This window comes from Paramesorhizobium deserti (genome assembly GCF_001558695.1).
Lineage (GTDB): Bacteria > Pseudomonadota > Alphaproteobacteria > Rhizobiales > Rhizobiaceae > Paramesorhizobium > Paramesorhizobium deserti.
The window spans coordinates 143,977-167,921 of record NZ_LNTU01000001.1; the positions used below are offsets into that span (position 1 = coordinate 143,977).

Genomic DNA, 23,945 nt, shown 5'->3' on the forward strand with positions numbered 1-23,945 from the left:
GCGAACCCGGCGGGATCAACTCGCCTCGAGCAGCCGCTCGGCCATCTGCAAATCGACGGAGACGAGCTGCGAGACACCCTGCTCGGCCATGGTGACGCCGAAGAGGCGGTTCATGCGGGCCATAGTGATCGGGTTATGGGTGATGACGACGAAGCGCGTCTCGGTCGAAGCCGCCATCTCGTCCATCAGATTGCAGAAGCGCTCTACATTGTGGTCGTCAAGCGGGGCGTCCACCTCGTCCAGCACGCAGATCGGCGCGGGGTTGGTGAGAAACACCGCGAAGATCAGCGCCATCGCCGTCAGCGCCTGCTCGCCGCCGGAAAGCAGCGTCATCGTCTGCGGCTTCTTGCCGGGCGGGCGGGCGAGGATTTCAAGCCCGGCATCGAGCGGATCGTCGGATTCGATCAGCTGCAACTCGGCCGTGCCGCCGCCGAAAAGATGGGTGAAGAGCCGCCGGAACTGCGCGTTGACCACGTCGAAGGCGGCAAGCAGGCGCTCGCGTCCCTCGCGGTTCAGGTTCTGGATCGCCTGGCGCAGCTTCTTGATTGCCTCGATCACGTCCTCGCGCTCGGCTACGATCGCCTCCAGGCGTTCGGCCAATTCCCGCTGTTCCTCGTCGGCGCGCAGGTTCACCGCGCCGAGGCGCTCGCGCTCGATCTTCAGCCTTTCGAGCCTCCGTTCGACCTCCTCCACATCGGGCAGCGGATCGTCGGGGCCAAGGCCGGTCATGCGCATCGCCTCATGCGGCTGGCAATTCAGGGCCTCGTGGATGCGCCGCTCCGCATCCTGCCGCCTTTCCTGCGCGGCGGCACCCCGCTCCTCGGCGCGTGCCCTCGCCTCGCGCGAGGCGGCAAGGTCCTGAATGGCCTGGGTGGCGAGCCTGTCGAGCTCAGCTTGTTTCGCTTCCGCCTCGGCCAGCTTGTCGGCGGCCTCCCGGCGCAGCGCTTCGGCCTGGGTGAGCTGCGTCAGAAGCACGCGGCGGCGCTCTTCGATTTCGTCTGGCGCATCGGCCAGGCCCTCGGCCTCGGCCGCCGTCTCGGCCCTGCGCTCGGCAAGCGCCTCGATCTGCCGGTCGGCATTCTGGGCGCGGGCGATCCAGCTCCTGCGCTCGCTGCCGATCGCCTCCAGACGCCTGAAGCGCGCCTCCGCCTCGCGGCGCAATCCTTCATAGGCCGCCCTCGCCTCAGCCAGCGCGGCGCGATCGGCCATGACCTCGGCTGTCAGCGCGGCAAGGCGGGCGCTGACCTCATCGATATCCGGCATGGAAGCCAGATGGTCCTCCGCCTCGGCAAACTGGATTTGCGTCTCCTCAAGACTATCGGCGATGCGGGCTCTCGCCTCGTCGAGCGCGGCGCGGCGACTGGAGAGCTGGCCCGCCGCACGCTCGGCCGCGGCCAGGGCCTCGCGCGCCTCGTCCAGCGCGCGCTGCGTCGCCCGCCAGTGGTCGCGCGCCATGCGCTCGCGCTCCACCGCCTCACGCACCGCAGCCTCGCCCCGCGCCACCGCCCCTTCGGCGACCTCAAGGTGCTTCTTCGCCTCGACCGCCTCCAGTTCGAGCTCGGCCAGCCGGTTTTTCTGGGCAAGGCGCTGCGCGGCGGGCGTCGGTGCGTCGGCGCTGGCCGTATAGCCGTCCCAGCGCCAAAACGCCCCGGTGCGGCTGACCAGCCGCTGACCAGGCTTCAAAAGCTTTTGCAGACGCGGGCCATCCGCATCTTCGATGACGCCGATCTGCGCCAGCCGCCGGGCGAGCTCGCGCGGCGCACTTACGAGATCGGTCAGCGCCTGTACCCCTTCCGGCAAGGCGGGATCACTTGATACATCTCCGGTTCCAGCCCAGAAGACCGGCGCGCCCGCATCGGTCGGCGCGTCGAGATCCTCGCCGAGCGCCGCGCCAAGCGCCGTCTCGAAGCCCTTCTCGACCCTGACCTCTTCGACGACGGCCGGAAACAGGTCGGAGGCATCGGCATTGATGATCTTTGCGAGCGTGCGGGCCTCGGTTTCGATCCGGTTCAGCTCGCTGCGCGCCTCGGCCAGTGGCTGGCGCAAGGCGGCTTCATCTGCGCGGGCCCCTTCGACATGCTCTTCGGCGGCGAGCGCCGCCTCCTCGGCGGCTGCGACCGCCTCCTCCGCCGCCTCGACGGCCAGGCGCTTTTCCGCCGGATCGGCGAGACCCGAAATCTGCGCGGCGATGGCGGCGATCTCACGCTCGACATCCTGCATCTGGTTCGCCAGCCGGTCGCGCCGCTCGGCCGCCTCCCGCAGCGAACGCTCGATCTGCGCGCGCTCGGCGGCTGCTTCTGCGCGCTCCGCCGTCACGCGGGCAAGAGCCGCTTCGCTTTCCCGCAGCTTGACGTCGGCGGCCTCGAATGCGGCGCGCGCCTCGATATCGCGGTCGCCCGCAGCGTCGTTGTCGGAATTGAGCGCGCGCTCCTCTTCGTCAAGACGCGTCAGGATATCGGCATTCTCGCGCACCATCTGCTCTTCGCGCACGATATCGGCGGCCAGTTGCTCCAGCCGCTTGAAGAGTTCGGAACGGCGGGCGCGGATGCGCTCGGCCTCGTCATCGAGTTGCGTGCGGGCAATCGTCAGGCGCTGCAGCGCGGCAGCAGCCTTGGCCTCTGCATCGCGCAGCTCCGGCAGGCGGTGGGCGGAGATCGCCTGTTCCTTGGCGGCAGCCATCTGCGCCTGCGCCTTTTCGGCGACAAGCACGGTCGCGCTGGAAAGAGCGCTTTGCGCCTCCGCCTCCTGTGCCTTGGAGAGCGTCCATTTCAGATGCAGCAGAATGGCCTCGGACGAGCGGATATCGGCGGAAAGCGCTTTGAACCGGTTGGCCTGGCGCGCCTGCCGCTTCAAGCTCTCAATCTGGGTTTCCAGCTCGCCGACGACGTCCTCCAGCCGTTCCAGATTGCCCTCGGCGGCGCGCAGGCGAAGCTCCGCCTCGTGGCGGCGGGTATGCAGGCCGGAGATGCCGGCCGCCTCCTCGAGGAGCGCGCGGCGCGCTTGCGGCTTGGCCTGGATCAATTCGCCGATGCGGCCCTGCCCGACCATCGAGGGCGAGCGCGCGCCGGTCGACTGGTCGGCAAAGAGAAGCTGCACGTCCTTGGCGCGGGCTTCCTTGCCGTTGATGCGGTAGACGGAGCCCGCCTCGCGCTCGATGCGGCGCGAGACCTGCAGCTCGTCCGCATCATTATAGGTCGCGGGAGCAGAACGATCCTGATTGTCGAGGAAAAGCGTGACTTCGGCGGTGTTGCGCGCGGGCCGCGTGCCGGAGCCGGAAAAGATCACATCGTCCATGCCGGAGGCGCGCATGTTCTTGTAGGAGCTCTCGCCCATCACCCAGCGCAGCGCCTCGACCAGATTGGACTTGCCGCAGCCATTCGGGCCGACGATGCCGGTCAGCCCGCTTTCGATGACGAACTCCATCGGCTCGACGAAGGATTTGAAGCCGACGAGGCGCAGCTTGGAGAAGCGCATCAGCATTCTCCATTAGAGTGCAGGTGGCGATCTTGGCGGGACAGCGCGCCCCTCTGTCCTGCCGGACATCTCTCCCGCAAGGGGGGAGATTGGCTAGCATTGACGACGGCGCCAGCCATGCAACGTCGGCGATTAGCGAAAGCAAAAATGAGAGCGTAATCTCCCCCCTTGCGGGGGAGATGGGCGGCAGCCCAGAGGGGGGCGCTTAGCACCAACGCTTCTCGGGCAGGCCACCCTTGCTGCGGGTCAGAGAAGGCCGTCGATGATTGCCGACATTTGGTCAACCGACAGTGCTCCAGCGTATTTCTTCCCGTTTATGAAAAAGGTTGGTGTAGAGGTAACGCCGAATTCTTTCTCCCCGCGCTCCCGTGACGCATTCACATCATCGAGAAGTTGCTGGTTCGTCAAGCAAGCCTGGAAGGACTCCTGTGTAAAACCGGCCAGTTTGGCGATCTGCAGCAAGGGTGTTTCCGCATCGTTGGCTGCCGCCCATTGCTGCTGTTGCTTGAAAAGAGCGTCGATCATCGGGAAATAACGGTCTTCCGGAGCACAGCGCGCCAGCATGAAAGCCGCCGCCGCGCGCGGGTCGAACGGGAATTCGCGGAATATCAACCGCGCCTTGCCGGTATCGATATATTTCTCCTTGATGGTCGGCAGCGTCGTCTCGGCGAAATGGGCGCAGTGCGGGCAGGTCATCGAGGCATATTCGACGATGGTAACAGGCGCGTCGGCCTTGCCCATCACCATGTCCTTCAGCTTACCCGGCTCGTAAAGCTTTGCGGTATCGACCGTGCCTTCGGGGGCCGGCGCGTCGGAAACGGCGCCGGTCGTCTCGGCGGCGGCCACCACCTGATCCGAGGAATCGCTGCAGGCGGCAAGTGCTGCGCCCGCGGCGGACATGGCCGCGATGGAAAGAACATTTCTACGGCTCAAAAGTGCAGCCATGCGAATCACCCGTTGTATTTATCCGTTTTCACTACCGTACCGCGTCATAGCACACACGCAACGGCAAGGCTCTAAGACCAATTCTTTAGGACAGGATAAGCGCGAAGTCTTTGACTTTTTCGTGAAGACAAGCCGCTCAGGACCGGCGTTTTGCCTTTTCGGCGATCACGCTGCGGCCGAGCCTGGCCAGGGCGGCGCGCAGACCATCGTCCTCGATATCGGCCGTCACTGCCGCAATACGCTTCTCCGCGGCGGCATCGACGATCGGCTGGCGAACGCGGCGGGATGGCCCGGCGGTCGGCACAGGCTTCTGCTCGATCTTGACGCGCCCGATCGCCGCAAAGCCCAGGAACGCATTGACGCGACTGATGATCTCGCCCGTCTCGTGCTGAATGCGGATGGCCGCGAAACCTTCGCAGGCGATCACCAGCGTCGCGGGCTGGAACGGATCATCCTCATGGGCGCGGCGCGGCCAGAGGATTTTCAGCGGGCGCGACTGATTGCCGAGCGCCGGGCCGATGATGTCTTCCCAGGATTGCAGCAGCGCCAGATTGATGCCGGCACGCTTGCGCAGCACCGGGTCCAGAACGCCCGACGCTGTATCCGCCAGCGGACGAAAGCCGCGGTATCCCTGTCCGTCGCTCATGGTTTTCCATTATCTGCCGCATGATCTTATCCAAAAAGTCTGCAACTTTTTGGGATCACGCTCCATTATAGCCGCGAAACCACTCGACAAACAAAGGAATTCCCTTTGAAAGCGGGGTAACCGGCGAGAAACCCAGATCGCGGGCGGCAAGCTCGATATCGGCATAGGTGCGCGGCACATCGGCCGGCGGCATCGGCTCGAGCTTCCTGATCGCCTCGCGGCCGGTGGCTTTTTCGATCTCGGCGATGAAATCATTGAGCGCGACCGGGCTGCTGTTGCCGAGATTATAGACCGGCGCCACGTCCGAAGGCCGGTCGAGAATACGTTTGACCGCGCCCAGAACGCCGCTGACGATATCCTCGATATAGGTGAAATCGCGCGCCATCTGGCCATTGTTGAAGACGCGGATCGGCTCGCCCTTGAGGATGGCGCTGGTGAAGAGCCAGGGCGCCATGTCGGGCCGGCCATAGGGGCCATAGACGGTGAAGAACCGCAGGCCGGTCGACGGCAGGCCATGCACCTGGCCGTAGGAATGGGCGAGCAGCTCGCCCGCCCGCTTGGTCGCGGCATAGACCGAGACCGGACGGTCGACCGCATCGCTCTCGCTGAACGGCATCTTCTCGTTCGCGCCATAGACCGAAGAGGAAGAGGCATAGACGACCGGCGGGCGCTTGGGCATGGTGAGCGCCTGCTCGAAAACCGTCACCTGCCCCTGGACATTGGCGGAAACATAGGCGGAAGGATTTTCGATCGAATAGCGCACGCCCGCCTGGGCGGCGAGATGCACGATGATATCGGCATCGTCATCGGCTCCGATGGCGGCCTTCAGGGCGGCGGGATCGGATATGTCGGCGCGGGCGAAACGAAAGTCCTCCTGCCCCTCAAGCACCGACAGGCGGGTCTCCTTCAGCGCCACCGGATAATAGGCGTTGAGATCATCGATCCCCACCACCTGCCAGCCCTCGCGCAGCAATTGCCTGGCCGTGTGGAAGCCGATGAAGCCCGCTGCCCCCGTTACGATCGCCTTCATGCCATTCCCCGTTTAATGCTGCGGCGCCGCGCCATGATGAAGCGCGATGCGGCCGCGTTAAGCGCACCGAAATAGAAGAAAATTCCCGATATCGTCACCTCATGCAGCAGCGGATTGTGCAGCATGCCGTAGGTCGTACAGATGACGATGAAATAGATGAGGCTGCGCGTCATGCCGGCGCTTGAGGAATTGCGGAAGAGATGCGCCAGGCCGAAATAAGCGCAGAGGGAGAGAAGGATCAGCCCGATCACGCCGTCATTGAGCAATTCGTCGAGAACCGTATTGTGCACATGGCGAAAGCCGTCAAGCATCGAGGCGTTCTCGCCGGCCTTGGCCCGAACCGCATCCATCTTTTCATAGGAGCCGACGCCGATAACGGGATGCTCGCTGATAACCTGCCTTGCGCCATCCCACAACGCAAAGCGGATATCGGCAGATATCTTGTCCTCCCATTTGCTCTGATCGCCCGTGTCGTAATATTCGACGATCCCCGCAAATCGCTTCGAGATGATCTCGTCGACCGGCCCGAACGAGGCGAGGCCAAGCGCGACAAGCGACAGAATGGCGTAGGACACCATCCTGAGCCTGGGGGTGAACCTGTTGACCGAGAAAAGGATCTCGATCAATGCGAAGATCGGAAGAACCACCAGCACGGCGCGGGTCTCCGAGGTGAGCACCGCGGCCGTACCGAGGATGAGGTAGACAGGGCCATTCGGCAGGAAGCGCGGCGCATTGGCGAGCGGTATCGTAGCGCTTATCGCGGCCAGCGCCGCGACGAACGCGAACACGGCCGCATTACCCCCGACCCCAATGCGCCCGCCATAGATGACGGCCATGCCGACCGCGGTCAGGAAAGCCAAAATGACGCCGACACGCGCCCCCAGCACAAAGGCACGCAGCGGATCGCGCACCAGAACCATGCCGGGCCCGGCAAAGGACAAAACGGTGAAGAGCAGGGTGTAACCGACCTGGCGGTTATCCATGATCGGCTCGCCGCGGTACAGGATCAGCCCGAGCGACCAGATGCCGTAAAGCACGGCGCAGATGTAGAAATTGCGGGCGAAAAGACGCGCCGTCCGGTGGCGTCCGCAGGTGAGATATATTCCGATGCAGGCGAAGAGAAACAGGGCGCCGGGGCCGAAGCCGATGCGGATAGGCATCGTCGCCGAGCCGACGCCAAGCACCCAGGGATCGATGCGGCGGCGCATCAGAAAGGATTTTCGGATGAACTTCATGTCTTCCTGTCCGTCAGACGTGCGGGCGCCCATGCAAACACCATGCGGCGCAGATAATCGCTCGTTCTGAAAATCAATGTGCCGATCCGTTTCCAGGCAGGCAGCTTGGTTTTGGCGTAGGCGGCCCTACCGGCAATCGTGGAATGCGCCTCCTTGGAAAAGGTCACCAGCGGCCTGTCAGCCGTAAAGATCGCATAATTCCCACTCCATCCGCGCTCCAGCGCCACGTCATAGGGAAGGCGCATCGGCCTCAGCGCCGCCAGAAGCTTTTTAGCACCCTCGCGGGTCACCACATAGGCAGCGGAGCTTCCGAGCGGCCCATGGCTGCATCGCCCGATCGAATAATCAGGGTTGACCTGCCGAAAACGGCGAAAAAGCGGCGTGCGGTGATTGACGAGCTTGACGGCGTCCCAACCGGATATCCGCGTCAGTGCCTCGACGAACGGCATGAAATCGCCGGTGAACTCGACATCGTCCTCGATGATGACCGCATGGGGCTCATCACCTCCGGCGATCTTTCCCAACACATCGAGGTGGCTGAAATAGCAGCCGATCTCGGCCGGCATGACATTCTTGCCGTGAAGCCGCCGGAATGATGCTTCATCGAGATCGCCGAGGGCGGCTTGCGGCAAAGCGCGCCCGTCCACGGCCGGAACCCGGCGAACATTTATGCCGAACCGCTTTGCGCTGTCCTTCACCGCCTTCAGCCGCTCCTCAGAACGGTCAAGATTGATGACATAGACGGGTATGGACAAATGAATCGCCTTTGCGCAGGTTCGAAGTCGCTCAACCGGTGAAACGCATGCGTGCGAAAGTCAACAGGACGAAAGGGATCGTTCCAGACGATTCTGCACATATACCAGTACCGATTGGAATTATTGTGTGATTGTGACATTCCTACCCTCCAAATTCCATTTATCCCATCCCTAAAAAAGGACATCAATGAACCGCAGGGCCGCGCAGCTACTCCAATGGTATGATGACCACCACCGTCTTTTTCCGTGGCGGGTGACGCCATCGGAGCGCGCCCGAGGCATTCTCGCGGATCCCTACCGCGTCTGGCTATCGGAGATCATGCTGCAGCAGACCACGGTCGAGGCGGTGAAGCCCTATTTCCAGGCATTCGTCGCCCGCTGGCCGACGGTCGGCGCGCTGGCTGCGGCATCGGACGACGACGTGATGCGCGCCTGGGCGGGTCTCGGCTATTATTCGCGTGCGCGGAACCTGAAGAAATGCGCCGAAATCGTCGCGAATGAATTGAATGGCGAATTTCCCTCGACGATCGAAGGGCTGAAGGCTCTGCCGGGCATCGGCGACTATACGGCGGCGGCGATCGCGGCGATCGCCTTCGACCGGCCTGCGGCGGTGGTGGACGGCAATGTCGAGCGCGTTGTGACGAGGCTTTTCGCCATATCGACGCCCCTGCCCGCGGCGAAATCAGAAATACGCGCCAAGGTCCAGGCGATCACACCGACGAACCGGCCCGGCGATTTCGCTCAAGGCATGATGGATCTGGGCGCCATGATCTGCACGCCCCGGCGGCCCGCATGCGTGCTCTGCCCGGTCAATGACGATTGCAGGGTGCTCGGAGAAGGCGATCCCGAGCTCTATCCCGTCAAGGCGCCGAAGAAGGACAGGCCGGTGCGGCAGGGCGCGGCATTCGTCGCCATATCGAGCAGCGGCTCGGTCTTCCTGCGCAAGCGCCCCGCCTCGGGCCTGCTCGGCGGCATGGCAGAGGTGCCGTGCACGGACTGGACGGCGCGGCGCGACGGCGACACATCCGCCGATGCCGCCCCCTTCCCGGCGCGGTGGAGCGCTTCCGGCAGCATCAGCCATGTCTTCACCCATTTCGAATTACGGCTTTCCGTCTACCGGGCGGAGAATGTCGCGGAAAAGATCGCGGATAATGGCTGGTGGGCATCTCCCGACGAATTGCCTGATGAGGCCTTGCCGACGGTGATGAAAAAGGCGATAGCGGCGGCGATACCCGATGCTTTTAAAGCCGCATGATCTTGTCCGAAAAGCCTGCCACTTTTTGCTGACGCTGATCTTCGGTTCGGGACCATGCTCCACGAACAAGAGGCATATCGCATGAGACAGCCCGTCAAACACATCGTCTTCGATATCGGCAAGGTGCTGATCCATTATGATCCGCATCTCGGCTACCAGGACATTATCCCGGATGAAAACGAGCGGCGCTGGTTCTTCGAGAATGTCTGCACGCATGACTGGAATGTCGAGCAGGATCGCGGCCGCACATGGGCCGAGGCCGAAGCGGTGCTGATCGAGGTCTATCCCGAGCGCACCGATCACATCCGCGCCTTCCGCAAAAGCTGGCATAAAATGGTACCGCACGCCTATGACGGCAGCGTCGCTATCCTCGAACAGCTCGTCGCCGGCGGCCACGACGTGACGATGCTGACCAATTTCGCCTCCGACACGTTGCGCGAGGCGCAAGTGCGCTATCCCTTCCTCACGGTAAGCCGCGGGGTCACTGTGTCGGGCGATATCGGCCTCCTGAAACCCGACAAGGCGATCTACGACCATCATGTCAGGGCGTTCGATCTCGAACCATCGGCGACTTTGTTCATCGACGATACGGCCGCCAATGTCGAAGGCGCCAGGGCCGCCGGCTGGCAGGCGGTGCAATTCATCGGACCGAAGCAGCTGAAGGCCGATCTGCGGCGAGCTGGAATAGAGATATAGAGATCTGGTTCTCAACCAGATCGTGTTTCAGGTCGCTCAAATCACCTTCCGGGAGGTGATTTGTCAGGGTGATGCGCTTTCGCTTTTCTTACACTGTTTATCAAATTTATATTTTCCAAATTATCACAACTTCTCTCCATGCAGCTTTATAAACCGTTAATGAAAATATACCGTGGAGAAATACGCCAGTTTTATATTTTCGTATATGTGCAATATTTAATTTACGACTTAAGAAAGAAAGGATTTAGAGTATTTCACTCAAATTTCCGCTTCCATTCTCAAATCTTCCACCTTCCAAATTTCGTCCGACACGCACGTGTATTCGGATGGTCGCCATGGAGAGAAGCATGTCCCAGCACTTGCAGTTCTACATCGACGGTCAATGGGTGAATCCGTCAAGCAGCATGACGATAGATGTGATCGAGCCCTCTACAGAAGAGCCGTTCGCAACGATCGCCCTCGGCAACGAGGCCGATGTCGCGCGAGCAGTGGCGGCCGCACGTGCGGCCTTTCCGGCCTACGCCGCCACGTCGCGGCAGGAGCGCCTAGCGATCCTCAGGCGCGTTCTGGAGGCCTATAAGGCCCGTCATGACGATTTTGCCCGCACCATTTCGCGCGAGATGGGCGCCCCCATCACCCTCGCGCAACAGCAGCAGGCGGCAAAGGGTGTCGCCCATCTGACAAAGATGATCGAAACGCTCGAACGCTTCCAGTTCGAGAACCAGCGCGGAACCTTGATGATCGCGAAGGAGCCGATCGGAGTGGTGGGCATGATCACGCCATGGAACTGGCCGATCAATCAGATCATATGCAAGGTGGCTCCGGCGCTTGCCGCCGGCTGCACGATGGTGCTTAAGCCAAGCGAGATCGCGCCGCTCAATGCCCTGCTTCTGGCGGAGGTCATGCACGAGGCCGGCGTTCCCAAGGGCGTGTTCAACCTCGTCAACGGCGACGGACCGACCGTTGGACTGGCGCTCGCCAGGCATCCTGACGTGGACATGATCTCCTTCACGGGGTCGACGCGTGCCGGCATTCTCGTGGCCAAAGCCGCCGCCGATACCGTGAAACGCGTGCACCAGGAACTGGGCGGTAAATCGGCCAACATCATTTTCGAGGATGTGGACCTGCGGCGCGCGGTGGAAATCGGGCTGCAGGGCTGCTACCGCAACAGCGGGCAATCGTGCAACGCGCCAAGCCGCATGTTCGTACCGTCAAAGCTGCAGGACGATGTGGTCGCCATCGCCCTTGAGGCGGTCAAGACCTATCGCGTGGGCGCTCCGTCCTCGCATGATACGGTGTTGGGGCCGGTTGCGAGCCGCGCCCAGTTCGACAAGGTGCAGCGGCTGATCGAGAGCGGCGTCAAGGAAGGCGCCGGGCTCGTCGCGGGCGGCCTCGGCCGCCCCGAGGAATTCAACCGAGGCTACTATGTTCGTCCCACCATTTTCGCCGATGTGCGGCAGGACATGTCGATCGCCCAAGAGGAGATCTTTGGGCCGGTGTTGTCAATCCTGCCCTATGAAAGCGAGGAGGAGGCTATCGAGCTTGCAAACGACACCCCTTATGGCCTTGCTGCCTATGTACAATCTAACGACTTAGCCCGGGCGCGTCGCGTCGCTGCCAGGATGCGGGCCGGTAGCGTCTATATCAATTATCCGGCATGGAACGGTGAGGCCGCATTCGGAGGCTACAAACAGTCGGGGAACGGCCGGGAATACGGAGAGTTCGGCCTGGACGCATTTCTGGAACTGAAGAGCGTGGTCGGCTACGAGGCAGCTTGAAGACTGCCCGACGGGCAGCTCTCCGCCGCGCTACGACGGAAACACCGAAGCGCCTGAGGAGGGGCCTCAGGCGCTTCGGGATCAGACTGTCACTGGAGGTCCGTCCGATCGCTCTCAGAGCGTAGCCCCGAATCTTGTTGATATTAGGCCCCGGCCGGCAGCATCTGCTGGCGGATCTGGCGGCGTAGCTCGTCGATCGGCTTGAGGCTGCCCGCTTCCTCATAGTGCCAGAACGTCCAGCCGTTGCAGGCGTCGAGCCCCTGCACGCGAGCGCCCATGCGATGGATCGATCCGGCGTCGCCATTGGCTGCAAGCGTGCCGTCGGCGCGCACGATCGCGGCGTGGCGGCGGCGGGCATCGGAGAGCACCGTTCCCGGACGCAGGAGGCCGGATTCGATAACGCTGACGAAGGCGACGCGCGGCTCGGCGCGTTTTCCCGTCATCACGGTGAGCTCGGCCTTGCCCAGCGGCTCGACGGCGGCGATGCGGGCCGTGGCGGCGTCGATATAGGCCTGCTCGCGCTCGACGCCGACGAAATGACGGCCGAGGCGCTTGGCCACAGCACCGGTCGTGCCTGAGCCGAAGAAGGGATCGAGCACCACGTCGCCTGGCTTGGTGGAGGCCATCAGCACGCGGGCAAGCAGGGCTTCCGGCTTCTGGGTCGGATGGACCTTGTCGCCATTCTCGTCCTTCAGCCTTTCATGGCCCGTGCAGATCGGGAAAAGCCAATCGGAGCGCATCTGAAGGTCGTCATTGGCCGCCTTCATCGCCTCGTAATTGAAGGTATAGCCCTTGGCCTTCTGGTCACGCGAGGCCCAGATCATGGTTTCATGCGCGTTCTGGAAGCGACGGCCGCGGAAATTGGGCATCGGGTTGGTCTTGCGCCAGATGACGTCGTTCAGGACCCAGAAGCCGAGGTCCTGGAGCGACGTGCCGACGCGGAAGATATTGTGATAGGAGCCGATGACCCAGATGGTGCCGTTCGGCTTCAGCACGCGGCGGCAGGCAAGCAGCCAGGCGCGGGTGAAGGCGTCATAAGCCTGGAAGCTTTCGAACTGGTCCCAGTGATCGTCGACGGCATCGACCTTGGACTGGTCGGGGCGATGCAGGTCACCTTCAAGCTGGAGATTATAGGGCGGATCGGCAAAGATCACATCGACGGAATAGTCGGGAAGCCTTTCCAGAGCCGCGACGCAATCGCCTTTGAGGATCGTGTCAAGCCAGGAGGACTGCGGGGCCGCCTGGGGCAGCTCATTCACTTTACGAACAACAGACATGAGATACTCGGCACCTTGAGAACGCTTCACTGAATTGATGCTTATGGTTACCGGACAGGGTAAATATGCCGTTAAGCGGCGCGCGGATTGTCGCCCCCCGGCCATAAAACTTTGACGCTAGGGTAATAAAAGTGTAGCTCAGGCCCCGTATTCCCCGGCTAAACGCCGGGGCATTTGTTTCTGGCTCCCCTCCTTTGACCTCAACAGGATTGCAGCGCATGACCGCACCTGAACTCATCATCTTCGACTGCGACGGCGTTCTGGTCGATTCGGAAATCATCGCGGCACGGGTCGAATCCGAGCTTCTAGCCGAAGCGGGTTATCCGATCGAGCCGGACGAGATCGCCGAGCGGTTCTCCGGCCTCACTTGGCCGAACATCCTGATGATGGTGGAACGCGAAGCGGGAATTCCGCTCTCCGCCTCGCTGATCGACAAATCCGACCGGATCCTCGACGAGCGGCTCGCACGGGAAGTCGAGGCGATCGAGGGCATCGAAAAGGCCGTTACCGCGCTGCGCTATCCCAAATGCATCTGCTCGAACTCATCGAGCAAGCGGCTGGAACTGATGCTGAAGCGGACCGGGCTCTACGATCTCTTCGAGCCCGATATCTTCGCGGCCGGCGAGGTCGGCACCAAGAAGGGCAAGCCGGCTCCCGACGTCTTTCTCCATGCGGCGGAAAAATTCGGCGTCGACCCGAAGAACGTCATCGTGCTGGAGGATTCGGTTCACGGCATCCATGGCGCGCGCGCGGCCGGCATGCGCGTCATCGGCTTCACCGGTGGGGCGCATACCTATCCAGGCCATGCCGACCGCCTGACGGACGCGGGCGCAGAGACCGTCATCAGCCGGCATCAGGACCTCCCCGCTGTCATCGAGGCGATGTCGGCCTGGTCGGAAGAGGTTTGAAGTGAGATAGGGAACAGTGAGATAGGAAGGTTTTCTACTCCCTATCTCACTACTTTCATGCGGCTGATTTCTTCCTGCCCTTCGGCGGCGCGTTGAGGACGGCGAGGGTTTCATCGGCCTCCTCCAGCGAGAGGCCGATCATCAGCTTGGTGCCCATGATGACCGGAATGCCCGTGACCGAATCAAAAATGGCCCAGGTGTCGGTCGGTTCGAGAATGCGTTCGTATCGTGGTTTCATGGCGGGGACACTAGCGCGGTCCGGTTGATAATCCACTCATGCGCAGACCGGTTTTTGAATCGAATTTTATCGAATTCCAAACGATCAGCCGGTCCCGGTCCTGCGCAAAGGCGGACGGCTTTTTCCGCGTCCCTTGCCCGGCGCGGCGATCCCGTCCTGCCGCTCCAGAAGCCTCTTCAACGTGCCGGCGGGAACGGGTTTTCCATAATACCATCCCTGTCCCATGACATGTACGGGAAGATTGCGGAAATAGGCTGCCTGCGCCTCGGTCTCGATGCCTTCCACGACGATGGCGAGATGATGCTTGATCGCCATGTCGATAATCTGCGGCACGATCGACACCGTCACGGCATCCGTTCCCACGGTGCGGGTGAAGGCGCGGTCCATTTTCAGGACATCGACTTTCAATTCGCCGAGATAGGAAAGGCTGGAATAGCCGGTGCCGAAATCGTCGATATAGACGACATGGCCGCGCGAGCGCAGCTCGGCGATGCCCTCGATGGCAGCGCTGGAATCGGCGGTGGAACGCTCGGTCAGCTCGATGCCGATCTGATAGGGTTTCAGTCCTGCGTGGCGCAGGCCCTCATCGAGCGCGGCGAAGAATTTCGGATCCTTCAGATCCGACGCGACGATATTGATGTTTACCCGGAAGTCTTCGTGCTGGCGCAGCGTCCCGCCCATCTCGTCGATCACATGATCGAGCACGTAGCGGGTGATCCGGCCGGCCATCCCCTTCTGCTCGGCAATGGCGGTGAAGATATCGGGCGGAACGAAATCGCCGTTCGACTGCCAGCGCACCAACGCCTCGGCGCCGACGATCCTGCCGTCGGCCACATTGACCACGGGCTGATAGAGCACCATCACCTCCTCCCGGGCGAGCGCCCTGGACAACCTCGCCATCAGCGACTGGTCGCGGCGGCGGAAATCGATCCCGATCAGCGCGACGAGCGCACCGAGTGCCGCGCCGAGCAGCATGATCGCATTGACGATACCATTGCTCGATGCGTCGAGATCGCGGAGACCCGCCCAGACGGTAACGCACAGGCCGGATGCCTGGTCGCAGCTGTCGCGGCGAAGCATGCCACCGGCCAGCCGCCATGTTTCGGCGGCGGTGGACAGGGGGGCGGCGGCGTCCTTGTCTCCGAATATCCTGACGAAACGGTTCCTCGCCACGTCACCGAAAAAGATGGCGTAGTGATAGGGTGAATGGTTCAGCGTATCGAAAGCCCGGGGATCGATGACGACATTGGTGCCTTCACGGCCGATGATGGTGGCCTTGGAATCCGAAACCGCCAAAGGCGTATCGGGATAGACGAGCGTTCCGTCGAAGAGAACGATCTGCGGCGCGGGCATCGGCAGCCGGTCGGCGGCAATGCCCAATATGGTGGAGCAAACGAGATGCCCGTCGCGGACGCGTCCTATGTCCTTCAGGTTGCGGGCCTCGAACAGCACATTGCGCATGAGTTCGATTTCGGGATGCGAACAGAAGGGATAAGGCGAGGCATTTGTGGCATCGATCGCGCTGGTCGCCTCGTTCATGATGTCGACGGCATGGGACAGCAATTGCCCGGCATAGCCGGTCATCTCCTCGCGATCGGAGGATATCCGCATTTGGGTTCCCAGCACATGGCCGAGCCATCCGCCGACCAGCGTCAGCACTGCCACCACCAGGACAATGGGCATGGTCTGGAAGACGGGGCGCAGGCGGTCGATCACGGGCTTTCCTGTCTGTCAGGCAAAGAGAACTTCGCAAACTCATCCGCTACGCTATCCGGGCTTTCCGAAAATCGGAATCGTTTCGCAGAAAGCCCGGATAGCGCCGCTTCAATAATTTACAGCGTCCCCTGGCGTCCTAACGGGGCGCACGGCGCTGCGGGACGAAATAAAACCATATTATCATTAAATCTTCGTAATATGTTGAAAATACCGGGACTCTGCCGAGATAAAACGGTAGCATGATCAACAATATGCTCGATTTCGGAAGAGGAACTCCTCCGAAATCACTTTGTCTTCACCCGAAAAAGGGCGCCTTACTTCCGATTCTACTTGGTATTATAGGGCCCCTCATCATAGCCCACGAAAATCTGGATGTTCTTCTGGGCGGGGGTCGGGAAGCTGATTCCCTTGTCGTTAAACACGAACTGGGTAGCGCTCGAAGGATCGGTGACGCTGACCTGATATTTATGCAGCTTGGAATAGAGGACGGAATCGCCCTGCGTGACCACAACGCGGATGGGCATTGTGATCGTGCCCTGCTTGAATTTCGGCCCCGGGACGATCTTGCCCGCCGCAGCCACATCCATGGTGGTGGTGCCTGGCGCATATTGGCAGGATCGCGTCACGTCGGTAATGGCCGCCTGGTGGATGATGCGCGCATTGTCCTTATCGCCGCCTTTTTCGTAAGTATTGAAGAAAGCGGTGCCTTCGCGCAGCGTGACATTGGGGCAGTAGGCGCGAAGCTCGGATTCGGATATCCGCTGCTCGCCGGAGGTGGAAGGCAGAGGCTGCGCACCGCCTGCAGCAGTGCCCGATCCGTCACCCTTGGTCGTGCAGCCGGCGGCGGCAAGAGCCAGCGCCATCGCAAAAACTTGATGAAACGCGGAACGATTGTATGATGCTTTATCCATGAACCGGACTTCCCTGCACTAATGAACCTGTTCTATACCAACGCCACGTAAACCGTGCGACGACGTTTTCCCGTTTTTTGACGGACAGGGCAACCCCATCGCTGGAACTGCGCCGAAAACCGGTCTGCAACGGACCCGCCATAAGGGCTAGGATGTGATGAAATATGTGAGTACCCGCGGCGAAGCGCCGGTCTTGGGATTTTCTGATGCGCTTCTGGCGGGGCTGGCGCGTGACGGCGGCCTCTATCTGCCCCAGGAATTCCCCACGTTCTCGCCCGACGAGATCCGTGCCCTGCGCGGCAAATCCTATGCCGATGTCGCCATCTGCGTGCTGACGCCCTTTACCGGCGGCGAAATCCCGCAAGCCGATTTCGAGCGCATGATCCGCGACGCCTACGCCACGTTCCGCCACGCCGCCGTCTGCCCGCTCACGCAGACCGGCGCGAACGAATTCGTCCTGGAGCTCTTCCACGGCCCCACCCTCGCCTTCAAGGACGTGGCGATGCAGTTGCTGGCGCGACTGATGGATTATGTGCTGGCCGAGCGCGGCGAGCGCGCAACGATCGTCGGCGCGACATCGGGCGACACCGGCGGCGCGGCGATCGAGGCCTTCGCAGGCCGCGACCGCACCGACATCTTCATCCTGTTTCCCCACGGCCGCGTTTCCCCTGTCCAGCAGCGGCAGATGACCTCATCGACGGCTGCGAATGTGCATACCCTCTCCGTGGAGGGAAATTTTGACGATTGTCAGGCACTCGTCAAAGGCATGTTCAACGATCTGAAGTTCCGCGACGCGCTTTCGCTCTCGGGCGTCAATTCGATCAACTGGGCGCGGATCATGCCGCAGGTGGTCTATTATTTCACCGCCGCGCTGTCGCTGGGCGCGCCGGACCGGCCGGTTTCCTTCACCGTTCCCACCGGCAATTTCGGCGATATTTTTGCCGGTTATGTCGCCAAGCGCATGGGCTTGCCGATCGACCGGCTGATCGCGGCGACCAACGACAACGACATTCTCTACCGGACGCTGCAATCTGGCGCCTATGAGACGCGGGGCGTGGTCCAGACCACCTCGCCATCGATGGATATCCAGGTCTCCTCCAATTTCGAGCGCCTGCTTTTCGAGGCGCATGGGCGCGACGCGGCAGCGGTCCGCCGGCTGATGGACGGGCTCAAGCAGTCGGGCCGCTTCGTCGTCGCCGAGGCGCCGCTCCAGCGGATCCGCGCCGAGTTCGGCGCCGGGCGCTCCACCATGCCGGAAACGGCGGAGATCATACGCTCCGTGCTTGAAGCCGACGGTTATCTTCTGGACCCGCATTCGGCCATCGGCGTCAAGGTGGCGCGCGACCATGCCGATGCCGCGCCGATGGTGGTGCTCGCAACCGCGCATCCGGCTAAATTTCCCGAAGCCGTCGCCAAGGCGAGCGGGATCACGCCCCAGTTGCCGGCATGGTTGGCGGATCTCATGGAAAGAAAAGAAAACTACACAGTGCTTCCCAACGATCTAAAAATCGTGGAAGATCATATCAGCCGCAATTCAAGAGCCGTGCGGGAGGGAGTAGTTCAGTAATGGGTGTTGAAGTAAGCCGTCTCCCCAACGGGCTGACGATCGCGACCGAGGCCATGCCGAATGTGGAAAGCGTCGCCTTGGGTATCTGGGTCAAAGCCGGCTCGCGCAACGAAGCGAACGACCAGCACGGCATTGCCCATCTTCTCGAGCACATGGCCTTCAAAGGCACGGAAAACCGCTCGGCGTGGCAGATCGCGGCGGATATCGAGAATGTCGGCGGCGAGATCAACGCCGCCACCAGCGTGGAGACGACCTCCTATTACGCGCGTGTGCTGCGCAACGACGTGTCGCTCGCCATCGATATTCTCTCGGATATCCTGACCGCGTCGAAATTCGATGCCGACGAGTTGGAGCGCGAGAAGCATGTCATCATGCAGGAGATTGGCGCGGCCCACGACACGCCTGATGATATCGTCTTCGATCGTTTCACGGAAACGGCCTTCCGCCACCAGCCGGTCGGACGCGCCATTCTCGGCGTGCCGGAGACGGTCGAATCCTTCAGCTCCGCCAATCTGCGCACCTATATGGAAGAGCAGTACAGCGCCGACCGCATGGTGGTGACGGCCGCCGGAGCCATAAACCATGACGCCTTCGTCCGCGAGGTGGAAACGCGGCTCGGCGGGTTCCGCGCCCATTCGACCGGCAGGACGCCGGAGCTTGCCCATTATGTCGGCGGCGACTTCCGCGAGCACCGCGACCTGATGGACGCGCAGGTGCTGATCGGCTTCGAGGGGCGCGCCTATCATGTGCGCGACTTCTATGCCTCGCAGATCCTGGCGATGGTGCTCGGCGGCGGCATGTCGTCTCGGCTCTTCCAGGAAGTCAGGGAAAAGCGCGGCCTGTGCTATTCGGTCTATGCCTTTCACTGGGGCTTTTCCGATACCGGCCTTTTCGGCATCCATGCCGCGACGGGCCGCGACGATCTGAGCGAGCTCGTGCCCGTTATCCTCAACGAGATGCACGAAGCAGCGCGCAACATCAGTGAGGAAGAGGTCAACCGCGCCCGCGCCCAATATCGCGCAAGCCTCCTGATGTCGCAGGAGAGCGTCGCCAGCCGTGCAGGGCAGATGGCCCGGCAGATCCTCCTTTACGGCCGGCCGGTGACGAATGACGAACTGCTGGAGCGGCTCTCGCTGATCTCCGCAGAACGGCTTACCGATCTTGCAGGCCGGCTGTTCCTGGATGCCAAGCCGACGGTCGCCGCGGTGGGACCGGTCGGGAAACTGATGCATTTCGACGGTGTCCGGGATACGCTGTCCACGCGATCGCAGCCACGCAAGATTGCAGTCTGACCAGCGGGCAAGGCAATGATCGCCCTGCCCTTCACCAGGAGCAGCCAACCTCCCCTGCGCGGCGTACGCATCTACCTGCGCGAGCCGTTGAACGGCGATTACAAGACATGGGCCAATCTGCGGGCCGAGAGCCGGGAATTCCTGACGCCATGGGAGCCGCTCTGGAATGCGGACGATCTCGAACGCAGCTCCTTTCGCCTGAGGATCAGGCGCTATCAGGAAGAAATCCAGTCAGGCACCGGCTATCCCTTCTTCATCTTCCGCAATTCCGACAACAGGCTTGTCGGAGGCATCACGCTCGGCAATATCCGGCGCGGCGTCGCGCAATGCGGCCAGATCGGCTATTGGAGCGGCGCGCCATTCGCGGGGCAAGGCTACATGACCGAGGCCATCGGGCTGGTTATCCCCTTCGCATTCGATCAGCTGCGGTTGCACAGGCTCGAGGCTGCCTGTATTCCCAATAATGCACGATCCACACGGCTTCTCGAAAAAGCCGGATTTCAGAGAGAAGGACTTCTGCGCTCCTATCTCAAAATCAACGGCATGTGGCAGGATCACTTCCTGTACTCGCTCATCGAAAGCGACAGACACACGGTCAATAGCATGGTCAACAGCAAGGTCACCCGATAGTGTCAGGATATTATAGAACCGCGCCGAAGATGCTTCTCTGCATTTTCCTGTTCGTGCTGTCCGGCGCCGGTTCTGCGTCTGCGTTCGAGCCGATCAAGATATCGAAGGAAGACACTGCGCTCGACCTTTCCCGCGCGGTGGAGATCTTCCGTGACCAGGGCGAGAGCTTCCAGGTTTCGACGGCGCCGGGTCCCGACGGCATCGTGCGACGCATCGAGGTGCAGGCGAACGACAAGCGGAGCAAGGGTGATTGGGCCGCTTTCGCCATCGCCAATCCGACCGACGAGCAGATCGACCGGCTGATCGTGGCGCCGCATTTCCGGCTCGTCGGATCCGGCTTCATCTGGCCCGACCTCGGCTCGACCCGCATCAATTCGATCACGCCCAGCGAGGGCTTCGCGCTCGACCGGCAGCCGAGCCCCGACGCCGATGTTTTTCGCATAACGCTCAATCCGGGCTCGGTGGTGACGCTGGTCGCCGAACTTGCCTCGCCAAATCTGCCGCAGGTCTATCTCTGGGAACCCGAGGCCTACAAGGACACCGTCAACTCCTATACGCTCTATCGTGGCATCCTGCTCGGCATTTCCGGCCTGCTGGCCCTGTTCCTGACCATCCTTTTCGTCGTCAAGGGCACGTCGCTTTTTCCGGCTACCGCCGCGCTCGCCTGGGCGGTGCTGGCCTATATCTGCGTCGATTTCGGTTTCTGGAACAAGCTGATGGCGATCACGCCCGGCAACGAACAGATCTGGCGTGCGGGAACCGAGGTGTCGCTTGCCGCGACGCTGGTGATCTTCCTCTTCACCTATCTCAACCTGAACCGCTGGCACGATCATTTCAGCTATGGCGCGCTGACCTGGGTTCTGGGCCTGCTGGCGCTGGCGGGCGTGGCCATCATCGACCCGCCGATCGCTTCCGGAATCGCGCGCATCTCCTTCGGGCTGACCGGCCTCGCCGGCGTGGCGATCATCGGCTATCTGACGTTCAAGGGCTATGACCGGGCGATCATGCTCATTCCCACATGGATATTGATCCTGCTGTGGCTCGCCGGCGCCTGGCTCGCTATTTCGGGCTATCTCGACAACGACATCGTGCAGCCGGCACTGGCGGGCGGCCTTGTCCTGATCGTGCTTCTGATCGGCTTCACCGTCATGCAGCACGCCTTTGCCGGCGGCGCGCTCCAGCACGGGCTCTTCTCCGACATGGAGCGGCAGGCGCTCGCCGTTATCGGCGCAGGGGACATCGTCTGGGATTGGGACGTGCCCCGCGACCGTGTGGTGACGACGCCCGACGTCGAGACCTTCCTCGGCTCCTCGGCAAGCCAGTTGCAGGGGCCGGTGCGCAACTGGCTGCCAGCGATGCACAGCGACGACCGCGATCGCTTTCGCTCGACGCTGGACGCCATTCTGGAGAACCGGCGCGGGCGCATTGCGCAGATATTCCGGCTGCGCGCCAGCGACGGTCATTACCACTGGTATGCGCTGCGTGCCCGCCCCGTCATCGGCTCCGACGGCGAGATCGTGCGCTGCGTCGGCACGCTCATCAACGTCACCGAGCAGAAGAAGGCCGAGGAGCGCCTGCTGCACGACGCCGTGCATGACAATCTGACGGGGCTGCCCAACCGCGAACTTTTCCTCGATCGGCTGAACAACGTCATCCACATGGCGCGCAGCGAGAGCAAGCTCAGGCCGACGGTCTTCGTCATCGACGTCGACCGCTTCAAGCAGGTCAATGACAGCCTCGGCATGTCGGCCGGCGACACGATCCTGCTCACCATCTCGCGCCGCCTGCACCGGCTGCTCAAGCCACAAGACACGCTGTCTCGTCTCGCCTCGGACCAGTTCGGCCTGCTTCTCACCTCCGAAAGCGACCCGGCGCGCATCGCCGCATTCGCCGAGGCGCTGAAACAGGCCGTGCGCGCGCCGATCGCCTATGCCAAGCGCGAGATCGTGCTGACCGCCTCTATCGGCCTCATCACATGGACGAGTGCTGCGGCGAACGCCGAGGATCTGGTCAAGGACGCCGAGCTCGCGATGTATCAGGCCAAGCGGCTCGGCGGCGACCGCATCGAACCCTTCCGGCCGGCCTTCCGCGCCATCGGCAGCGACAAACTGCAGATGGAATCGGACCTGCGCCGGGCGCTTGAGCGCCAGGAAATCGGCCTCGTCTACCAGCCCATCGTGCGGCTGGAGGACGGCAGCATCGCCGGTTTCGAGGCGCTGCTGCGCTGGGAACACCCGCGGCGCGGCGCGGTACCGCCGTCCGAATTTATCCCGATCGCCGAGAGCTCCGGCCTCATCGTACAGCTCGGGCTTTTCGCCATGCAACAGGCGGCTCAGGACGCCTTCAAGTGGCGCGAGACCTTCCCCGAGATGGATATCTTCGTCTCGGTCAATCTCTCAAGCACGCAGCTCATCCGCCAGGACCTCATCAATGATGTGCGCTCGGTCCTCTCGCGCACGCATATCGCGCCGGGAAGCCTCAAGCTGGAACTGACCGAATCCGTCATCATGGAGAACCCCGAACAGTCAGCGCATGTGCTGACGCGCATCAAGGCGATGGGTGTCGGGCTTTCGCTCGATGATTTCGGTACCGGCTATTCGTCCCTCTCCTACCTCACTCGCTTCCCCTTCGACATGATCAAGATCGACCGCTCCTTCGTGCGGGGCGACCAGGCCAAGAAGGCAACGCTGCTGCGCTCGATCGTCAGCATGGCCCATGATCTGGGTCTCGCGGCCGTGGCAGAGGGCGTGGAAAACGAAACCGACGCGCTGCACCTGCGCCAACTCGGCTGCGAATATGTGCAGAGCTTCATGTTCGGCGAGCCGATGTCGGCGGACGCGGCGAGCAAGCTGCTCAAGGATCAGCTGGAGCCGGCGGCTGCTTAAGGCAGGCGAACGGATACGGCACTTTCCTAAACGCTTGGGTTTTGTTATTTTAAGGTTATGCCGACCGTTTATCGCTTCGATGGCTTGCGCGTGGTCATCTACCCGAACGATCATCGTCCCGCGCACGTCCATGTCAAAGGAGCGGACGGGGAAGCCGTATTTATTCTGCATTGTCCCGATGGACCATCCGAGCTGCGCGAGAGCTACGGCTTCAGTCGCTCGGAGTTAGGGCAGATAAAGGACATGTTGGCCACGGTGCTGACTGACCTGTGCGAAGAATGGAGACATTATCATGGCCGTTACTGAACAGGAATTTGCCGAGGCCGAAGCGCGGATGCAGGCGCATCGCGAGGCAGGGCATGCCGTGAGCGCCCGCTACGACCGCCGCGCTTCGCGCGTGGTCGTGAGCCTGAATACCGGTGTCCAGTTAGCCGTGCCGGTGCGCCTCGTCGAAGGTCTTGCAGATGCTTCGCCCGAGGACTTGGGCGAAATCGAGGTCAGCCCGGCTGGTCTGGGCCTTTATTGGCCAAAGCTGGATGTGGATGTATACGTGCCCGCACTCCTACAGGGCATATTCGGCTCAAAGCGATGGATGGCCCAGCAGTTAGGTGCGATAGGTGGGCGCTCCCGCAGCCCATCGAAGATTGCCGCCTCGCAAGAGAATGGCCGCAAAGGCGGCCGTCCACGCAAGACCGCAAATCGCTAAG

At 62.1% G+C, this 23,945-nt stretch carries 19 protein-coding genes and 1 pseudogene; 10 read left to right on the top strand and 10 right to left on the bottom strand.

Annotation, left to right across the window (positions count from 1 at the left end; all coding sequences use genetic code 11):
• Positions 1-15: 15 nt before the first annotated feature.
• The 6 genes from smc to ATN84_RS00665 all read right to left on the bottom strand — a co-directional run bounded on the left by smc (position 16) and on the right by ATN84_RS00665 (position 8,085).
• The gene (gene smc / locus ATN84_RS00640) at positions 16-3,474 is read right to left on the bottom strand and encodes a chromosome segregation protein SMC (protein ID WP_068879615.1); all 3,459 of its coding nucleotides are present in this window, start codon (positions 3,472-3,474) and stop codon (positions 16-18) included.
• A 246-nt stretch (positions 3,475-3,720) separates the two neighbouring features.
• Positions 3,721-4,419, bottom strand: coding sequence for a DsbA family protein (locus ATN84_RS00645; RefSeq protein ID WP_068879616.1), 699 nt, complete (start codon positions 4,417-4,419; stop codon positions 3,721-3,723).
• A 136-nt stretch (positions 4,420-4,555) separates the two neighbouring features.
• The gene (locus ATN84_RS00650; RefSeq protein WP_068879617.1) at positions 4,556-5,065 is read right to left on the bottom strand and encodes a DUF721 domain-containing protein; all 510 of its coding nucleotides are present in this window, start codon (positions 5,063-5,065) and stop codon (positions 4,556-4,558) included.
• A 55-nt stretch (positions 5,066-5,120) separates the two neighbouring features.
• A complete protein-coding gene (locus ATN84_RS00655; protein ID WP_068879618.1) occupies positions 5,121-6,095 on the bottom strand; it encodes an SDR family NAD(P)-dependent oxidoreductase in 975 nt (324 codons plus the stop codon).
• Complete coding sequence (locus tag ATN84_RS00660) at positions 6,092-7,330, bottom strand: O-antigen ligase family protein (RefSeq protein WP_068879619.1); 1,239 nt, start codon at positions 7,328-7,330, stop codon at positions 6,092-6,094. The genes ATN84_RS00655 and ATN84_RS00660 overlap by 4 nt, the downstream gene beginning before the upstream one ends.
• Positions 7,327-8,085, bottom strand: coding sequence for a glycosyltransferase family 25 protein (locus ATN84_RS00665; RefSeq protein WP_068879620.1), 759 nt, complete (start codon positions 8,083-8,085; stop codon positions 7,327-7,329). Before ATN84_RS00665 ends, ATN84_RS00660 begins: the two co-directional genes overlap by 4 nt.
• A gap of 187 nt (positions 8,086-8,272) precedes the next feature.
• Here ATN84_RS00665 and mutY point away from each other — a divergent pair, with 187 nt between their 5' ends.
• The 3 genes from mutY to ATN84_RS00680 all read left to right on the top strand — a co-directional run bounded on the left by mutY (position 8,273) and on the right by ATN84_RS00680 (position 11,814).
• On the top strand, positions 8,273-9,340 hold the full coding sequence (gene mutY, locus ATN84_RS00670; RefSeq protein ID WP_068879621.1) for an A/G-specific adenine glycosylase: 1,068 nt from the start codon (positions 8,273-8,275) through the stop codon (positions 9,338-9,340).
• Positions 9,341-9,421: 81 nt separating this feature from the next.
• On the top strand, positions 9,422-10,036 hold the full coding sequence (locus ATN84_RS00675) for an HAD family hydrolase (RefSeq protein WP_068879622.1): 615 nt from the start codon (positions 9,422-9,424) through the stop codon (positions 10,034-10,036).
• Between the two features lie 347 nt (positions 10,037-10,383).
• Entirely contained in the window at positions 10,384-11,814 is a 1,431-nt protein-coding gene (locus tag ATN84_RS00680) for an aldehyde dehydrogenase family protein (protein WP_068879623.1), read from the top strand.
• 143 nt (positions 11,815-11,957) lie between these two features.
• On the opposite strand, the gene ATN84_RS00685 is transcribed toward ATN84_RS00680, so the two are convergent.
• On the bottom strand, positions 11,958-13,091 hold the full coding sequence (locus ATN84_RS00685) for a site-specific DNA-methyltransferase (RefSeq protein WP_068879624.1): 1,134 nt from the start codon (positions 13,089-13,091) through the stop codon (positions 11,958-11,960).
• A 218-nt stretch (positions 13,092-13,309) separates the two neighbouring features.
• On the opposite strand from ATN84_RS00685, the gene ATN84_RS00690 reads away from it, so the two are divergent.
• Positions 13,310-13,999, top strand: coding sequence for an HAD family hydrolase (locus tag ATN84_RS00690; RefSeq protein WP_068879625.1), 690 nt, complete (start codon positions 13,310-13,312; stop codon positions 13,997-13,999).
• Positions 14,000-14,054: 55 nt separating this feature from the next.
• Here ATN84_RS00690 and ATN84_RS00695 read toward each other — a convergent pair whose 3' ends face one another.
• From ATN84_RS00695 to ATN84_RS00705, 3 genes are all read right to left on the bottom strand, one after another.
• Entirely contained in the window at positions 14,055-14,237 is a 183-nt protein-coding gene (locus ATN84_RS00695) for a hypothetical protein (protein ID WP_068879626.1), read from the bottom strand.
• Between the two features lie 84 nt (positions 14,238-14,321).
• Positions 14,322-15,953 (bottom strand): EAL domain-containing protein, encoded by a 1,632-nt coding sequence (locus ATN84_RS00700; protein WP_068879627.1) that lies wholly within the window; start codon positions 15,951-15,953, stop codon positions 14,322-14,324.
• 326 nt (positions 15,954-16,279) lie between these two features.
• Positions 16,280-16,864, bottom strand: coding sequence for a hypothetical protein (locus ATN84_RS00705; protein ID WP_068879628.1), 585 nt, complete (start codon positions 16,862-16,864; stop codon positions 16,280-16,282).
• A 157-nt stretch (positions 16,865-17,021) separates the two neighbouring features.
• Between ATN84_RS00705 and thrC the strand changes: the two genes are divergently transcribed.
• From thrC to ATN84_RS00730, 6 genes and pseudogenes are all read left to right on the top strand, one after another.
• Positions 17,022-18,431, top strand: coding sequence for a threonine synthase (gene thrC, locus ATN84_RS00710; protein WP_068879629.1), 1,410 nt, complete (start codon positions 17,022-17,024; stop codon positions 18,429-18,431).
• Positions 18,431-19,723 (top strand): M16 family metallopeptidase, encoded by a 1,293-nt coding sequence (locus ATN84_RS00715; RefSeq protein ID WP_068879630.1) that lies wholly within the window; start codon positions 18,431-18,433, stop codon positions 19,721-19,723. The genes thrC and ATN84_RS00715 overlap by 1 nt, the downstream gene beginning before the upstream one ends.
• A gap of 15 nt (positions 19,724-19,738) precedes the next feature.
• Positions 19,739-20,353 (top strand): GNAT family N-acetyltransferase, encoded by a 615-nt coding sequence (locus ATN84_RS00720; RefSeq protein WP_068879631.1) that lies wholly within the window; start codon positions 19,739-19,741, stop codon positions 20,351-20,353.
• A gap of 65 nt (positions 20,354-20,418) precedes the next feature.
• Positions 20,419-23,238, top strand: a pseudogene (locus ATN84_RS00725) (EAL domain-containing protein); the annotation flags it as partial.
• A gap of 57 nt (positions 23,239-23,295) precedes the next feature.
• The gene (locus ATN84_RS25770; RefSeq protein WP_082766033.1) at positions 23,296-23,544 is read left to right on the top strand and encodes a DUF4160 domain-containing protein; all 249 of its coding nucleotides are present in this window, start codon (positions 23,296-23,298) and stop codon (positions 23,542-23,544) included.
• Positions 23,531-23,944 (top strand): DUF2442 domain-containing protein, encoded by a 414-nt coding sequence (locus tag ATN84_RS00730; protein ID WP_068879633.1) that lies wholly within the window; start codon positions 23,531-23,533, stop codon positions 23,942-23,944. Before ATN84_RS25770 ends, ATN84_RS00730 begins: the two co-directional genes overlap by 14 nt.
• Position 23,945: the final 1 nt, after the last annotated feature.

Excerpts from the sequence above, each read along its gene's own strand:
- ATN84_RS00675 (WP_068879622.1), top strand. The coding sequence starts at position 9,422 with ATGAGACAGCCCGTCAAACACATCGTCTTCGATATCGGCAAGGTGCTG.
- ATN84_RS00680 (WP_068879623.1), top strand. The coding sequence starts at position 10,384 with ATGTCCCAGCACTTGCAGTTCTACATCGACGGTCAATGGGTGAATCCG.
- ATN84_RS00705 (WP_068879628.1), bottom strand. The coding sequence starts at position 16,864 with ATGGATAAAGCATCATACAATCGTTCCGCGTTTCATCAAGTTTTTGCG.
- ATN84_RS00720 (WP_068879631.1), top strand. The coding sequence starts at position 19,739 with ATGATCGCCCTGCCCTTCACCAGGAGCAGCCAACCTCCCCTGCGCGGC.
- ATN84_RS00685 (WP_068879624.1), bottom strand. The coding sequence starts at position 13,091 with ATGTCTGTTGTTCGTAAAGTGAATGAGCTGCCCCAGGCGGCCCCGCAG.
- thrC (WP_068879629.1), top strand. The coding sequence starts at position 17,022 with ATGAAATATGTGAGTACCCGCGGCGAAGCGCCGGTCTTGGGATTTTCT.
- ATN84_RS00645 (WP_068879616.1), bottom strand. The coding sequence starts at position 4,419 with ATGGCTGCACTTTTGAGCCGTAGAAATGTTCTTTCCATCGCGGCCATG.
- smc (WP_068879615.1), bottom strand. The coding sequence starts at position 3,474 with ATGCGCTTCTCCAAGCTGCGCCTCGTCGGCTTCAAATCCTTCGTCGAG.
- ATN84_RS00660 (WP_068879619.1), bottom strand. The coding sequence starts at position 7,330 with ATGAAGTTCATCCGAAAATCCTTTCTGATGCGCCGCCGCATCGATCCC.
- ATN84_RS00715 (WP_068879630.1), top strand. The coding sequence starts at position 18,431 with ATGGGTGTTGAAGTAAGCCGTCTCCCCAACGGGCTGACGATCGCGACC.
- ATN84_RS00655 (WP_068879618.1), bottom strand. The coding sequence starts at position 6,095 with ATGAAGGCGATCGTAACGGGGGCAGCGGGCTTCATCGGCTTCCACACG.
- ATN84_RS00690 (WP_068879625.1), top strand. The coding sequence starts at position 13,310 with ATGACCGCACCTGAACTCATCATCTTCGACTGCGACGGCGTTCTGGTC.
- ATN84_RS00650 (WP_068879617.1), bottom strand. The coding sequence starts at position 5,065 with ATGAGCGACGGACAGGGATACCGCGGCTTTCGTCCGCTGGCGGATACA.
- ATN84_RS00695 (WP_068879626.1), bottom strand. The coding sequence starts at position 14,237 with ATGAAACCACGATACGAACGCATTCTCGAACCGACCGACACCTGGGCC.
- ATN84_RS00730 (WP_068879633.1), top strand. The coding sequence starts at position 23,531 with ATGGCCGTTACTGAACAGGAATTTGCCGAGGCCGAAGCGCGGATGCAG.
- mutY (WP_068879621.1), top strand. The coding sequence starts at position 8,273 with ATGAACCGCAGGGCCGCGCAGCTACTCCAATGGTATGATGACCACCAC.
- ATN84_RS25770 (WP_082766033.1), top strand. The coding sequence starts at position 23,296 with ATGCCGACCGTTTATCGCTTCGATGGCTTGCGCGTGGTCATCTACCCG.